Annotated in this window: 12 protein-coding genes; 4 read left to right on the top strand and 8 right to left on the bottom strand. The window is 65.1% G+C overall.

Going from position 1 to position 14224, the window contains the following annotated elements; genetic code table 11:
- Positions 1 to 27 precede the first annotated feature (27 nt).
- The gene (locus tag GGR13_RS02395; RefSeq protein WP_183211852.1) at positions 28 to 696 is read right to left on the bottom strand and encodes a TetR/AcrR family transcriptional regulator; all 669 of its coding nucleotides are present in this window, start codon (positions 694 to 696) and stop codon (positions 28 to 30) included.
- Between the two features lie 80 nt (positions 697 to 776).
- On the opposite strand from GGR13_RS02395, the gene GGR13_RS02390 reads away from it, so the two are divergent.
- The gene (locus GGR13_RS02390; protein ID WP_183211851.1) at positions 777 to 1868 is read left to right on the top strand and encodes an aldo/keto reductase; all 1092 of its coding nucleotides are present in this window, start codon (positions 777 to 779) and stop codon (positions 1866 to 1868) included.
- Between the two features lie 219 nt (positions 1869 to 2087).
- Positions 2088 to 2795 (top strand): hypothetical protein, encoded by a 708-nt coding sequence (locus tag GGR13_RS02385; RefSeq protein ID WP_183211850.1) that lies wholly within the window; start codon positions 2088 to 2090, stop codon positions 2793 to 2795.
- A 3-nt stretch (positions 2796 to 2798) separates the two neighbouring features.
- On the opposite strand, the gene GGR13_RS02380 is transcribed toward GGR13_RS02385, so the two are convergent.
- The 5 genes from GGR13_RS02380 to GGR13_RS02360 all read right to left on the bottom strand — a co-directional run bounded on the left by GGR13_RS02380 (position 2799) and on the right by GGR13_RS02360 (position 8772).
- On the bottom strand, positions 2799 to 4160 hold the full coding sequence (locus tag GGR13_RS02380; protein ID WP_183211849.1) for a glutamate--cysteine ligase: 1362 nt from the start codon (positions 4158 to 4160) through the stop codon (positions 2799 to 2801).
- A 115-nt stretch (positions 4161 to 4275) separates the two neighbouring features.
- The gene (locus GGR13_RS02375) at positions 4276 to 4995 is read right to left on the bottom strand and encodes a 16S rRNA (uracil(1498)-N(3))-methyltransferase (protein WP_183211848.1); all 720 of its coding nucleotides are present in this window, start codon (positions 4993 to 4995) and stop codon (positions 4276 to 4278) included.
- A 140-nt stretch (positions 4996 to 5135) separates the two neighbouring features.
- Complete coding sequence (locus tag GGR13_RS02370) at positions 5136 to 6302, bottom strand: acyl-CoA dehydrogenase family protein (RefSeq protein ID WP_425486063.1); 1167 nt, start codon at positions 6300 to 6302, stop codon at positions 5136 to 5138.
- Positions 6303 to 6482: 180 nt separating this feature from the next.
- Positions 6483 to 8264, bottom strand: coding sequence for an acyl-CoA dehydrogenase C-terminal domain-containing protein (locus GGR13_RS02365; protein ID WP_183211847.1), 1782 nt, complete (start codon positions 8262 to 8264; stop codon positions 6483 to 6485).
- A 4-nt stretch (positions 8265 to 8268) separates the two neighbouring features.
- The gene (locus GGR13_RS02360) at positions 8269 to 8772 is read right to left on the bottom strand and encodes a MerR family transcriptional regulator (protein WP_183211846.1); all 504 of its coding nucleotides are present in this window, start codon (positions 8770 to 8772) and stop codon (positions 8269 to 8271) included.
- 51 nt (positions 8773 to 8823) lie between these two features.
- On the opposite strand from GGR13_RS02360, the gene GGR13_RS02355 reads away from it, so the two are divergent.
- A complete protein-coding gene (locus GGR13_RS02355; protein ID WP_183211845.1) occupies positions 8824 to 9024 on the top strand; it encodes a DUF2256 domain-containing protein in 201 nt (66 codons plus the stop codon).
- Here the strand turns inward: GGR13_RS02355 and GGR13_RS02350 are convergent.
- Both GGR13_RS02350 and GGR13_RS02345 read right to left on the bottom strand, forming a co-directional pair.
- Positions 8984 to 9418: a DoxX family protein gene (locus GGR13_RS02350; RefSeq protein WP_183211844.1), complete on the bottom strand. Its 435-nt coding sequence runs from the start codon at positions 9416 to 9418 to the stop codon at positions 8984 to 8986. The genes GGR13_RS02355 and GGR13_RS02350 overlap by 41 nt on opposite strands.
- A 220-nt stretch (positions 9419 to 9638) precedes the next feature.
- On the bottom strand, positions 9639 to 11066 hold the full coding sequence (locus tag GGR13_RS02345; RefSeq protein ID WP_183211843.1) for a protein adenylyltransferase SelO: 1428 nt from the start codon (positions 11064 to 11066) through the stop codon (positions 9639 to 9641).
- 375 nt (positions 11067 to 11441) lie between these two features.
- Here GGR13_RS02345 and GGR13_RS02340 point away from each other — a divergent pair, with 375 nt between their 5' ends.
- Positions 11442 to 14087 carry a TonB-dependent receptor gene (locus GGR13_RS02340; RefSeq protein ID WP_183211842.1) on the top strand — a complete coding sequence of 882 codons (2646 nt, stop codon included), beginning with the start codon at positions 11442 to 11444 and terminating at the stop codon, positions 14085 to 14087.
- Positions 14088 to 14224: the final 137 nt, after the last annotated feature.

The raw sequence follows: 14224 nt of genomic DNA, 5'->3' as shown, positions 1-14224 counted from the left end.
CCGAAAGCGCACGTTGCGGGGTCGTTTTCAGGCGGACATCCCAAATGATGACGAGGGGCTTGCCGGACCCGGTACCGGGTGTCCCGGCTGCCGCGGCCATGCTTGCAAGGCAAGGCTCACTATGGCCAGAAGGGAGGCCCTGTCGCCACCGTCCCGCGCAAGCACAGACAGGCCCTGCATGACGGCCATGACCATTCCTGACAGTGCCGCAGCATCCGCGTCCGGCGGCAGCACCTTGTCCGACTTGTCCCGCTCGATCCGCGCGCGCAGGGCCCCCTGCACCGAGCGGCGGATATCCGCAACGGCATGCTGGACCTCCGACGATGCGACAGAGCCGCTGGCCGTTGCACTGGCCAGCAGACAGCCCTTCGGCGTGTCCTCGCCGGTGTAGGCAAGGGCCGCGCCCTGCAGGAGGTCACGGGCGGCCTCAAGGGCGCTGGGCGCCGCAGCGACAGCGGCCTGCGTGGCCTCCGGATCGCCCGCATAGAGCCGGACCGTTTCCAGGAACAACTGCTTCTTGTCGCCGAACGCCGTGTAGAGGCTGGGCGTCGAGATCCCCATCGCCGTCGTCAGATCGGTGACCGAACTGGTCTCGTAGCCATGCTGCCAGAAGGTCAGCATCGCCTGGCGCAGCGCTGCGTCGCGATCGAAGGAAAGCGGTCGGCCCGGTCGGCGTGATGGATCGGTTTGTTCCATAGCGACCACTATGAAATACCTTGACCCCCATCGGCAAGAGGGCCATGGATTTCATAGCAACCGCTACGAAAGTCTTTTCCATGTCGCTTACCGCCTACCGCACGCTCGGCCGCTCCGGGCTCGTCGTCAGTCCCCTGGCCCTCGGAACCATGACCTTCGGACCTGGAGCATGGGGTGCGGATGAACCCGCTTCTAGATCCATCTTTCAGGCCTATCGCGAGGCGGGCGGCAATTTCGTGGATACGGCCGACATCTATTCCGGCGGCGAGAGCGAGCGGCTGGTGGGCCAGTTCATCAAGGAAACCGGCTCACGGGACGAGATCGTGCTGGCGACCAAATTCGGGTTCAACGGTTCCGCCAGCCCCCTCACGACCGACGCTTCAGGCCGTGGCAATCCCCATGCCGGTGGGGCCGGGGCCAAGAACATCCACCGGGCCCTCGATGCGTCGCTTGTCCGCCTCGGTACCGATTACGTCGACCTGTACTGGATGCATGTCTGGGACGGCGTCACGCCAGGCGAGGAAATCGTGCAGACGCTCGGCGATCTCGTCCGGGCCGGCAAGATCCGTTACTATGCCTTCTCCGACATGCCCGCCTGGCTGGCGATGAAGGCCGCCACCCTCGCCGCCGAACGCCACGTGCCAGGCCCGGTCGCGATCCAGGTCGAGTATTCGCTGGTCGCCCGTGACGTAGAGGGCGAGCATTTTCCGGCCGCGAAGGAGGGCGGGATGGGCGTGATGCCGTGGAGCCCGCTGGCTGGCGGCTTCCTGACAGGCAAGTATCGCAGGGAGGATCTGTCGAACACCGGGCGCCTGAGCGGGGCCAATCCGTTCGGCCAGAGCAAATTCGTCGATCAGAACTGGCTGATCCTCGAGGCCCTGAAGACCGTTGCCGAAGAGCTGGATCGGCCCATGGCCCAGGTTGCCCTGCGCTGGGTCATGCAGCGTCCCGGCGTGACCTCCACCCTGATCGGCGTGCGCACAACGGCCCAGCTTGCCGGCAATCTCGCGGCGGCAGACCTTGAACTGACCGGGGCCCAGATGTCGCGGCTGGATGCCGCCAGCGCCCCGACACCCGGGTTCAGCGCCGCGCTGACCGCACCCGCGATCCGTCGCATGATCTTCGGCGGAAACGACGTCTGGGGATGGTCGGACCAGGGGACGCGCAACTGACGGGTCCGCACCCCGGCTGGGACGCGTGGTTTCCGCAGCTCGTGCACCTGTGGACCTACCGCGGCGACGGCCGCGCCTTAATGCAGGGCCGCCCTTTTCGGCAAGGACGCAGCGAGCCTCGATCCTGCGGGATGAAATTTGGATCGCGGCGACCCGGAGCCATGGACAGGAATGGAAAATCGACGATAGGTGAACGGGCTTGAACTCCTTGAGGGCGTGATGTCGAACCGACTGCTTTCCGTGATCCGTGCCGTCGTCATCGGCGGGAGTGTCCTTGCGACCCCGGGTCTGGCTCAGGACGTCGATCCGCTGAAGATGCAGGCGGAAGCAATCATTGCCCGCTTTGACACGGCACTGAGGGCCTGTGGTGTTACCCCGCCCTATGTGCCGGGCGTCATTGTGGATTCCGCTCCCAGCCTGGTGTCCTACTACCTGGACGACCGGTCTGTGCACCTGTCGCGGTGGGCCGAAATGCCGGAAGGGATGCAGGGGATGCTGGGCGGATGGGCGGCGGCGGGGACGCTGGGCCTGACGCCGGAACAGCAGTTCGCCGAAATCTTCAACAGTCTGCTGGTGCCGCACGAGCTCGGTCATTATGTCGCCTCGCTGGACGGACGCCTGACCAGCAGCGACAGCTGGGAAAACGAAGTGCTGGCCAACCGGATCGCCATCGCCTTCTGGCTTCAGGACACGGTTCCGAACGCCCCGGTCGCCGACCGCGTCGCGAATTTCAACGTGTTTCTCGGTCAGTTGCCCAGCCCCGTGCCGGCCGGGGAAGACCCGCACGCCTATTTCGAGAGCAACTACCAGGCGCTGTCGAACGACGCCTCGGCCTATGGCTGGTATCAGGGCGCATTCATGCGAACGGCCTGGGCGGAGCATGAAGGCGTCACCTTCTGCGATCTGGTCAAGCCGTCGGCGACCTGACCTTCAGTAGGCGAAGTCGCGGTAGATCCGCGTGACGTCGTGGTTCCAGTCGCCGTGGTAGAGGTCCAGAAGCCGCTCTGCCGGGGTGACGCCGCTGTCGGCGATATCCTCCAGCTCCGACAGGAAGCCGCGCTCGTCGACCATGCCGCCCGACATGCGGCCGCGGTTCTTCAGGCCCTGGCGCGCGATGGCCACCATGTCGACGGCAATGTCGCGCACGGTGCGACCCGCGACCTCGGCTCTCAGGCCCAGTTTCGTCACGTCGCGGCGCAGACGCTCGTGGTCGGCGATGTCCCAGTCCTTGCAGAGGTCCCATGCGGCGGCCAGCGACGGTGAATCGTAGAAGATCCCGCCCCACAGGGCCGGCAGGGCGCAGATGCGGCTCCATGGGCCGCCATCCGACCCGCGCATCTCGAGATACTGTTTCAGCCGGACTTCGGGGAACAGGGTCGTCAGATGATCGGCCCAGTCCTTCATCGTCGGCAGCTCGCCGGGCAGGGCGGGCAGTTCGCCTTTCATGAAGGCCCGGAACGACTGGCCAGAGGCATCGATGTAGCGGCCGTCGCGCTTGGCGAAATACATCGGCGTGTCGAGGGCATAGTTGGCATAGGTCTCGAAGCCGAAACCGTCCTCGAAGACGAAGGCCAGCATGCCCGTGCGATCGGGGTCGGTGTCGGTCCAGACATTTGCGCGGGCTGACAGGAAGCCGTTCGGGCGACCTTCCGTGAACGGACTGCAGGCGAACAGGGCGGTGGCGATCGGCTGCAGGGCCAGCGATGTCCGGAACTTGGCCACCATGTCGGCCTCGGATTCGAAGTCGAGGTTGGCCTGGATGGTGCAGGTCCGCAGCATCATGTCGAGGCCCAGGCTGCCCTTCTTGGGCATGTAGGACCGCATGATGTCGTATCGGCCCTTGGGCATGACCGGCACGTCCTCGCGGGTCCACATCGGGTCGAACCCGGCGCCCAGGAAGCCAAGGTTCAGCTCGTCGGCGACCATCTTGACCTCCATCAGATGCTGGCCGGTCTCCGAACAGATGTCGTGGATGGTCTGGAGCGGGGCCCCGGACAGTTCGAACTGACCGCCCGGCTCAAGACTGATGGAGGCTGTAAAGCCTTCGGCATTCTTGCGCTCGAGGGCGATCAGATGCCCACCCTCCTCGACCGGGGCCCAGCCGAAGCGCTGCAGGCCGGTCAGCATGGCGTGGATGCCGTTTGGCCCCTCGTAACCGGGCCGGCGAAGGGTCGATTTGTCGAAACCGAATTTCTCGTGTTCGGCGCCGATGCGCCACTGCGCCTTTGGCTTGGCCCCGTCGGACATCGAGGCGACAAGCTGGTCGAACGTAAGCGGCGCGTGATCGGCCATGAGTGAACCCCGAATACCGGCACGACTGGCACCGGCGTTGTTGCGGCTAAATGGGCGGGAAAGTGGCCGGGCTCAAGAGGGCAGATGGCCGGATCGGCGAACGCGCGCGGACGGCCTAGCGTTCCCAGTCGCCGATGGCGGCCTGCCACAGGGTCATGGCGGCGATCGCGGCCGTATCGGCCCGCAGGATCCGGGGGCCCAGAGAGACGGCGGTGGTGAAGGGAAGGGCTCTCAGGCGCGCGCGTTCCTCTGGCGCAAACCCGCCTTCGGGGCCGATCAGGATGGCCCAGGGCCCCGGGCCCGCCGCCTGGAGCGCTGCCATGGCTGGTTCACCGCCGGCCTCGTCACAGAACATCAGCCTCCGGGCCGGATCCCATCCGTCGAGGATGGCCTCCAGCTTCTCGGGATCGTCAACGATGGGGACATCCAGACGTCCGGTCTGTTCGGCCGCCTCCATGGCGATGGCATCCAGCCGGTCCAGCCGCACCTTCTCGACATTGGTGCGGCGGGTGATCGTCGGCCGGATGCGGCGCACGCCCAGTTCCGCGGCCTTTTCGACGATGGTCTCGACACGGGACTTCTTCACGAGGGCGACGACCAGTTCGAGATCCGGACCGAACGCTTGCGGCCGCGCCAGCTCGCGACACGTCAGCACGACGCCACGCTTGGTGAACTCGGTAATCGTGGCGCGCCACTCCCCGTCCCGACCGTTGAAGATCAGGATATCGTCGCCCTGCGTCAGCCGCATCACGCCCGTCAGATAGCGTGACTGGTCGGGCGTCGGGGCGATCGGGGTGCCGGAGCCGAGATCAGGCGTGACGTACAATCGGACCATGGTGATCTCCGCTCATCCCGGCGAACGCCCGGACCCAGTGCTCTGAAGTTCCGGGTGTGACGGCAATCCGCGAGCTGTTGCAAGCGGGATCATGGCCGCGAAACACCGGGTCCCGGCTTTCGCCGGGATGAGCGGACGGGTCAGAGCGAGCGCGCGATCAGCACCTTCATGATCTCGTTGGTGCCGCCGTAGATCCGCTGGACGCGGGCGTCCTTGTACAGCTGGGCGATCGGGTACTCGTTCATGTAGCCATAGCCACCGTGAAGCTGGAGCATCTCGTCCAGGGTCTCGCCCTGGATGTCGGTCACCCAGTATTTGGCCATGGAGGCCGTCACGGCGTCCAGCTGCCCCTTGAGGTGCAGGCCGATGCAGTGATCGCAGAAAACCTTGGCCACGGTCAGCTTGGTCTTGACCTCGGCCAGTTTGAACTGGGTGTTCTGGAAGTCGAGGACCGTCTTGCCGAAGGCCTTGCGCTGCTTGACGTAGGCCAGAGTCTCGGAAAGCCCGCGCTCGGCTGCAGCCACGCCCTGGATGGCGATGTTCAGACGCTCCTGCGGCAGTTGCTGCATCAGCTGGATAAAGCCCATGCCCTCGCCGCCGCCGATGATGTTCTCGCCCGGCACCTTCACGTCATTGAAGAACAGCTCCGAGGTATCATTGCCCTCCATGCCGATCTTGTGGAGGTTCCGGCCGCGCTCGAAGCCCTCGGCCCCGTCGGTCTCGACCACGATCAGGCTGGTGCCCTTGGCTCCTGCCGCAGGATCGGTCTTGGCCACGACGATGATGAAATTGGCCAGCTGTCCGTTGGTGATGAAGGTCTTGGACCCGTTCACCACATAGCCGTTGCCGGACTTGATGGCGGTGGTCTTGATGCCCTGAAGGTCCGAGCCCGCGCCCGGCTCGGTCATGGCGATGGCCCCGACCAGTTCGCCGGTCAGCAGCCGCGGCAGCCAGCGCTCCTTCTGCTCCTGTGTGCCGTAGTGCCAGATGTAGGGAGCGACGATGGCGTTGTGCAGGCTGATGCCGAAATGGTCGGCACCCTTCCAGCCCAGCTGACGCATCAGCACGACTTCGTGGCGGTAGTCGCCGCCCATGCCGCCGTCTTCCTCGGGCATCGACAGGCCCAGCAGGCCAGCCTCACCCGCCTTGTTCCACAGTTCGCGCGGGACGGTGGAGTTGGCGATCCAGGACTGGACCTCTTCGGGCGGGGCGTGTTCGTCGATCCATTTGCCGACACTGTCGGAGAAGAGGGTGATTTCCTCTTCCTGCATGAAGTCGGGATCAGGCGTGTCGATAACGTTCAGCATTTTCCATCTCCTCCCCATCCCTCGCGCTGGGGAGGGGGACCACGAAGCGATGGAGGGGCCCTTTCCACCGCACGGTTTTCAAGATCAGCGATCAGACCGATACTGAAGCTGGCAGCCCCTCCGTCACGACGCGTAAGCGCGTCGTGACACCTCCCCATCGCGCTGCGACGGGGAGGACAGTCAGAACGCCTCCATCGGCATGGCCATCAGGACGTCCGCGCCGGTCTTCAGCTTGGTCAGGTGCGCAGCAGCGTCGGGCAGGATCCGCTCGACGAAATAGCGGCCGGTCTGCAGCTTGGTGACGTAGAAGGGGTCCTCGGACCCGGCGTCGACATGGGCCTGCGCCGCCTTGGCCATCTGGGCCCACATATAGGCCAGGGCCGTCAGACCGAACAGGTTCAGATAGTCGGTGCTGGCAGCACCGGCATTGTCCGGGTTCTGCATGCCGTTCTGCATCAGCCACATCGTGCCTTCCTGCAGCTTCTTCTTGGCATCGGCCAGGCCGTCGACGAACGGCTTCACCGGACCCTCGCCACCGTTCTCCGCCACGAAGGCGTCGATGTCGGAGAACCAGGCCATGATCGCGCGCCCGCCGTTGGCGGGCAGCTTGCGGCCCACCAGATCCAGAGCCTGAATGCCGTTTGTGCCCTCGTAGATCATGGTGATGCGGGCATCGCGCAGATACTGGGAGGCCTGGAAATGCTCGGTGTAGCCCGAGCCGCCATGGACCTGCATGCCCAGTGAGGCGACGTGGAAGCCCTTGTCGGTCAGATAGGCTTTCAGGACCGGCGTCAGCAGACCCATGTAGTCGTTGGCCTTCTGCGCGGTCGCCTCGTCGGCCGACTTCTGCAGGTCGGCCTGAAGCGCGGTCCACAGCACGAAGGCCTGGCCCCCTTCCACGAAGGCCTTGGCCTCCAGCAGCATGCGGCGGACGTCGGGGTGGACCATGATGCTGTCGGCCTGGGCCTCGGGGTTCTTGGGTCCGGTCAGGCTGCGGCCCTGGATGCGGTCCTTGGCGAACTCCAGCGCGGCCTGGTAGGCGGCCGAGCCGATGGCCAGCCCCTGCAGGCCGGTACCGAGGCGCGCCTCGTTCATCACAACGAACATGTTGTTCATGCCGCGGCCCTCGGCCCCGATCAGCCAGCCGGTGGCACCGTCGTACTGCATGACCGCCGTGGCGTTGCCGTGGATGCCCATCTTGTGTTCCAGGCCGGAGCACATCAGCGAATTGCGCTCGCCCAGCGAGCCGTCTTCATTGACGAGGACCTTGGGTACCAGGAACAGGCTGAGACCCTTGATCCCGGCCGGAGCGCCCTCGATGCGGGCCAGGACCGTATGGATGATGTTGTCGGTGAAGTCGTGTTCGCCGGCGGAGATCCAGATCTTCTGGCCAGTGATCTTGTAGCTGCCGTCGGCCTGCGGCACGGCTTTGGTCCGCACCATGCCCAGATCGGTGCCGCACTGGGGCTCCGTCAGGTTCATCGTGCCGCCCCACTCGCCGGTGGCCATCTTGGGCAGGTATTTGGTCTTCAGTTCCTCGGAGGCATTGGCGTGAATGCCGGCATAGGCACCGGCGGTCAGGCCCGGGTACATCGAGAAGGCCGCCGAAGCCCCGGCCGTGAACTGGCCAAAGGCCATGCCAACGACGGCCGGCATGCCCTGGCCACCATAGGCAGGATCGGCTGACAGGGCGGGCCAGCCGGCCTCGACCATGGCCTGATAGGCTTCCTTCCAGCCCTTGGGCCCGGTGACGACGCCGTTGTCCCAGTGGCAACCTTCCTTGTCGCCCGAGTGGTTGATCGGGGCGATCACTTCCTCGGCGAATTTGGCGCCCTCCTCGAGGATCTGGCTGACCAAATCGGACGACAGGTCCTCGAACCCGACCTGGTTCGAATAGCGGTCGATCTCCAGAACCTCGTTCAGGATGAAGGTCAGGTCTCGGACGGGGGCTTTATAGGCCATGGACTCAGGCTCTCGCTTTGAAGGGGTTGCGGGGTGCGTGATGGGCGTGGGGGTCGTCGTGGTTCAGGCGGGCACGCAGGACGGACTCGTAATCTTCTGCGCCGGGCAACAGATCGGGACGCATGGCGGACAGGCGCTCCTCCATGGCGGCACAGGCGGCCTCGGCCGTCTCGATCGCCGCGTCGAGGTCCTCCCGCTGCTGCTTGAGGGCCTCGATCTGGGCGCGGTGACGCCGCAGGGCGATCGCCATCTGATGGGTGTTGCCGTCGTTCCGGTCGTACAGATCCAGCATGTCCTGGATTTCGTGCAGGGTGAAACCGATGCGGCGGCCGCGCAGGATGAGTTTCAGCCGGGCCCGGTCACGGGCGTCATAGACACGGGTCTGACCCTTGCGCGCCGGGGTCAGAAGCCCCTTGTCCTCATAGAAGCGCAAGGCGCGGGCGGTCGCACCGAACTCACGGCAAAGCTGCCGGATGGAATAGGTGCGATGGTCGTCCGCCGTGGCCATGGCCGCACCATAACTTGACGCGCACGTAAAGGGAAGGTTTCAGTTCGACGCATGGCACGAAAGCACGTGAACAAGGGTTCGGCCCCGGCCAAGGGCGACCTGCCGGCCAAGGACTGTCAGGCCTGCGGCCGCCCTTTTGTCTGGCGCGCCAAATGGGCCCGTGACTGGGACAATGTGAAATTCTGTTCCGACCGGTGCCGTGCGGCCGGTGTCAGCAAGGGGGGCGTCGGCCCAGCAGGACGGGGATCGTGATCGCCAGCAGCAGGACATTGGTAATGACCAGCGAGACATCCGCCCCGATAATGTGAACGCCCAGCATGACGGTCTGCAGGGCGACGAGGCCCGCGGCCGAGACCAGCAGGGGCCAGCGCCCGATCTTCCAGGAGAACAGGGGCATCAGCATCCCCAGCGCCAGGACGATTTCCACGATCCCGACGCCGCGCACGAGGCTGAGGCTGACCTTCTCGGGCCAGTCCAGGAGCAGGGCCAGATTATCCATCGGCTCCGTCAGCTTGGCATAGCCGGCAGCCACGAAGAACATCGCGATCCACCCCTGGAAGGTCCAGAGCGCCAGGTTGGTGAAATCACGGGCCTGACGCGCGCGGGCCGTCCGCGGCGTGGTCGCGTTCTGGCAAAGGGTGGCCATGAGACGGCTCTTGAAAGGAGGGGCGAAAGGGGAGGCGGGCGTAGCAAACTGCAACAGTCGCGATATCGGATCGGCCATGGCCGTCCGCAAGGGTATGGCACAGCTATATCGTGATGTCATCATCTGTAGACATCAATTGATGACTTTATGGGCCGACGACGCTTTTCGCTCTTTCAGAACACGCCGGAACCCGGCGCGGCCATGGCTTGCAGACGCGGTATCAGGCCGATGCGCGCAGGGTCTGCCGCAGCCCTTCAAGCCGCTGGAGCTTGTCCGCAAACGGGGACCAGTCATCGTCCCGGTCGATGGCCGACCAGATGGCCTCGACCTCGTCGATCAGCATCTCTTCGGGCTCGGGCCGTGCGAACAGGGGCGCTTCGAGGCGTTCCGGCCGATCCGGCTCATGCTCGAACAGGGCGAAGCGGAAATCGGCAAAGGCCTTGGTCTGGTAGAGTTTCGCGCGCGGCCCCGACAGCGCACGGGCGGAGGAGCCGAACCCGGTGAACCAGTCGAAAAACAGCGGCTCCCAGCGCAGCTCCGCCCCGCCTTCCCTCAGCAGGGCCAGCGTCGTGTCCAGCAGCCGCTGGTCAGCCGCTTCGCCCAGGCTTCTGACGCCGAGCCTGTCCAGAAAGGCAGACCTCAGATGCCGGATATAGGCCGGGCCGAAACCGTTCAGGGCTTCTGTCAGAGGCTCGGCATCCGCGACCAGCTTCAGGGTCCCGGCCAGTTGGGTCAGGTTCCAGAACACCGCCTCGGGCTGGCGCGCAAAGGCATACAGTCCGGAAGAGTCAAAATAGGCGGCCGTGAAGCCGGGCTCATAGGCAGGCAGGAAACGCCAGGGCCCGTAGTCGAAGCTCTCGCCCGTAACGTTCAGATTGTCGGTATTCAGAACGCCGTGGACGAAGCCCGCCGCGATCCAGCGCGCCGCCAGCCGGGCCGACGCTTCCACGATTGCAGCCAGCAGACCAGGCGCGTCGCCGGCCTCGACCTGCGGGTGATAGGTCGCACGGACATGCTCCGCCAGGATCTCGATCTGGTTTGCGCGTTCGAAATAGGCTGCGCGCTGGAAGGTCCCGAACCGGACATGGCTGTGCTGCAGTCTGACCAGCACGGCCGAGCGGGTCGGCGAAGGCTCGTCCCCCCGTTCCAGCGCCTCGCCGGTCTCGATCAGACTGAGGGCCCGGCTGGTCGGCACGCCCAGGGCCTCCAGCATGGTCGCCGCCAGGACCTCACGCATGCCGCCCTTCAGGGTCAGTCGGCCGTCACCGGCCCGGGACCAGGGTGTCGTGCCGGAGCCCTTGGTCCCGAGGTCGAGCAGTCGCCCTGTCTGGCCTACGGGAGATGACTCGCGCAGCTGGGCCGCGAGAAAGCCTCGTCCGTCACCGAGATCGGGATTGTAGGTCCGGAACTGATGCCCGTGATACCGCATGGCGATCGGTCCCGGCTGTCCGGGCAGGGGCTCGAAGCGACCGAAATGGGCCACCCATTCGTCATTCGTCAGTGCATCAAGGCCCACTGAAGCCGCAGCCCGCGCATTGCGATGACGCAGGATCGTCTGCGGAAAATCGGCAGGCGCGACCGGATCACCGAACTCCGGGCCGAGAGCAGAAAAAAGGGGATCGGGGCGATAGGCGGTCGATACGGGCATGAACCGCAAATGCGGACTTTGACCCCTCTGCGCAACCGGCCTCGACCACCGGTCCTGCTGGACGCTTTGGTGGACACCCTGCTGATGCATCGCATATCGCCCATACCGCGCGAAATCTGTGCGGATACTCGGGTTTCAGGCGGGAATATTGACCTTAGGTCACCAGTTTTTGTCGCTTTTGCGTCACACCGGGTCCTGTGGCGCGGCTGAAATGCGGCCCTGCACCCTGCGGTCGCTTGTCGCTTTACCCGGCTTGGACTACGCCAGAGCTTCGAGAATCCGCCGCCACGTCAGAAGGGCGCGGATCAGGGAATTCAGGAAACGCCACGACGCTGTTCTGACAGTGATCTGGCACAGGAACCGGGAGCCGTATTCATGCGCCTTACTCAAATTCTTCGCAGCACCGCGTCCGCCGCCGTCGTCGGTGCCGTCGCCTTCGGCTTTGCCGGAACTGCCTTCGCCCAGGATCAGGACGAGCCGACGACGGTCGATGACATCATCGTCACCGCCCAGAAGCGCGAGCAGAGCCTGCAGGACGTGCCGATCGTGGTGACGTCGCTGTCGCAGGAAGTCCTCAGCGACGCGGGCGTCCGTGACATCAAGGATATGGCGATCCTGACGCCCGGATTGACGGTGACGTCGACGACCAACGAGGCCTCGACCACGGTCCGGATCCGCGGCGTCGGCACGGTGGGTGACAACCCCGGCCTGGAGAGCTCGGTCGGCGTTGTCATCGACGGCGTCTATCGCTCGCGCAACGGCGTCGGCTTTGGCGACCTGGGCGAACTGCAGCGCATCGAGGTCCTGAAGGGCCCGCAGGGGACCCTGTTCGGCAAGAACACCTCGGCCGGCGTCATCAACATCATTACCGAAGCCCCCGCGTTCACGCCGGGCTACAGCTTCGAAGGCACGGTCGGCAACTACGGCGCCCTCGGCGTCTCCGGCTCGGTCACCGGGCCGATCACCGACACGACCGCCTTCCGCCTGTACGCTGCCCGCCGCATCCGGGACGGGTTCAACGACATCAACATCGGTGACGGTCCGCGCACGAACCTCGACGACCAGAACCAGGACTTCTGGACCGTTCGCGGCCAGCTTCTGTTCCTGCCGAACGACAATGTGTCGCTTCGCCTGATCGCGGACTATTCCAAGCGCGACGAATACTGCTGCGTCGGCACGCAGATCCGTACGGGCCAGACCTATCCGTTCATCGACGGTCTTTCGGAGGGCACGGGCCAGCGTCCGCCAGCTCCCGGCTTCGCTACGCTGCCATTCTCGCGCACGGCCTATGCAAACCGTCCGACCGGCCAGCAGATCGAGGACCGTGGCGTTTCGGCGGAAGCCAATTTCGACCTGAACCGCTGGGGTGATGCGACCCTGACCAGCGTCTCGTCCTGGCGTTCGTGGTCGACCGCCAACGGCCAGGATCTGGATTTCACCGGCGCCGACATCCTGTACCGGGTGAACGACGGCGAGTTCGGCTTCGAGGTCGACAACCTGACCCAGGAATTCCGCGTGGCGGGCGCGACCGACAAGCTTGACTGGCTCGTGGGCGTCTTCGCGACCAAGGAAGACATCAACCGCACTGACAGCTACTATTTCGGTGCCGACTACACGCCGTTCCTGTCGTTCCTGCTGTCGGCAAACATCAACGGGGCCAACCCCGCCATCCCGGTGTCGCCGTCGATCATCGGCTGCTTCACCCGCCCCGGCCAGACAGCCCAGTCGTTCGGTGCCTGTCTGCAGACCGGCGGATCCGGTCGCGGGCCGTTCGGACCCGGTGGCGCCGTCGTCACCGTGCCGACGTTCCAGGCGACGGGCCCCGGTTTCATCGTCGGCCAGGGTGTTCGGGATGTGTATGACCAGGGTTCGGAATCCTTCGCCCTGTTCACGAACAACACCTACAAGCTGACCGAGAAGCTCGATCTGACGCTGGGTCTGCGCTACACCTACGACAACAAGTCGCTGGATGGTCTCCAGACCAACATCAATGGGAATGGCGCGACCTGCACCGGTGCCCTCGGCAACGCTGCCGCAATCGGTGGGGTTCTGGGTGCCAACGCACCGATCTTCCTCGCCAACATCTGCCTGCCCTGGTCGAACTCCGCCTATGCCAATCGCCGGGTCGCTGAAGAGGTTAATGACAGCGAAGTCAGCGGAACGTTCAAGGTCGCCTATCGTCCTACCGACTGGCTCCTGACCTATGGTTCGTTTGCGCGGGGCTACAAGTCCTTCGGCTACAACCTCGACCGCGTGCAGACCGGCGTGACACCGAACGCGAGCCTGTTCTTCCCGTCCGAAACTGTCGACAGCTACGAGGCCGGCTTCAAGGCCACCCTGTTCAACCGGTCGGTCCTGCTGAACGCCACCTACTTCGACCAGACGTTCGAGAATTTCCAGCTGAACACCTTCCTCGGGACCGCCTTCGTGGTGGAATCCATCCCGGAACTGACCACCCGCGGCGTCGATGCCGACTTCCTGTGGTTCACTCCGATCGAAGGCCTCAGCCTGTCGGCCGGCATGACCTACACGGACGCGCAGTTCAGCAACTTCACGGCCGCTGAACTGGCGGCAGGGGCCAACTTCCCGCAACTGTCGCTGCTGCCAGGCTCGCCTCCGTCGTTCGCGCCGGAATGGTCGTTCACGAGCGGCTTCAACTTCGATCGCTCGATCGGCAGCGGCCTGCGCATGGGCCTGAGCATGCAGGCCAAGTACACGTCGGAATACAACACCGGCTCGGACAACCTGCCTGCCAAGCAGCAGGACGACCTGACCCTGGTCAACGGCCGCGTGTCGCTGGGCACGGAAGATGACCGCTGGACCCTGGAAGTCTGGGCCCAGAACCTGACTGACGAAGAGTATGTCCAGGTCGCCTACAATGCCCCGCTGCAAGGCTCGGCGTTCCAGCGGACGGTGCAGCCCAATGGCACCTTCTATAACCCGGCCCTGGATACCCAGACCTACGACGCCTTCCTGGGCCAGCCCCGGACCTTCGGCGCAACGGTTCGCTTCAAGTACTGATCGACCCCCGGGTCGGGACTGCAGAGCCGGCCGGGGGCAACCCCGGCCGGTTTTGCTTTGCGCGTGTCCAAGGTCCATCAACCCTGGCGAAGGCAGGGGCCTCGCGTCATGTGGCGCGGATGCCGGGGTTGCCCACG

Origin of the sequence: Brevundimonas variabilis, assembly GCF_014199945.1 — a bacterium.
GTDB lineage: Bacteria > Pseudomonadota > Alphaproteobacteria > Caulobacterales > Caulobacteraceae > Brevundimonas > Brevundimonas variabilis.
This window is presented reverse-complemented; position numbering and strand designations above follow the sequence as displayed.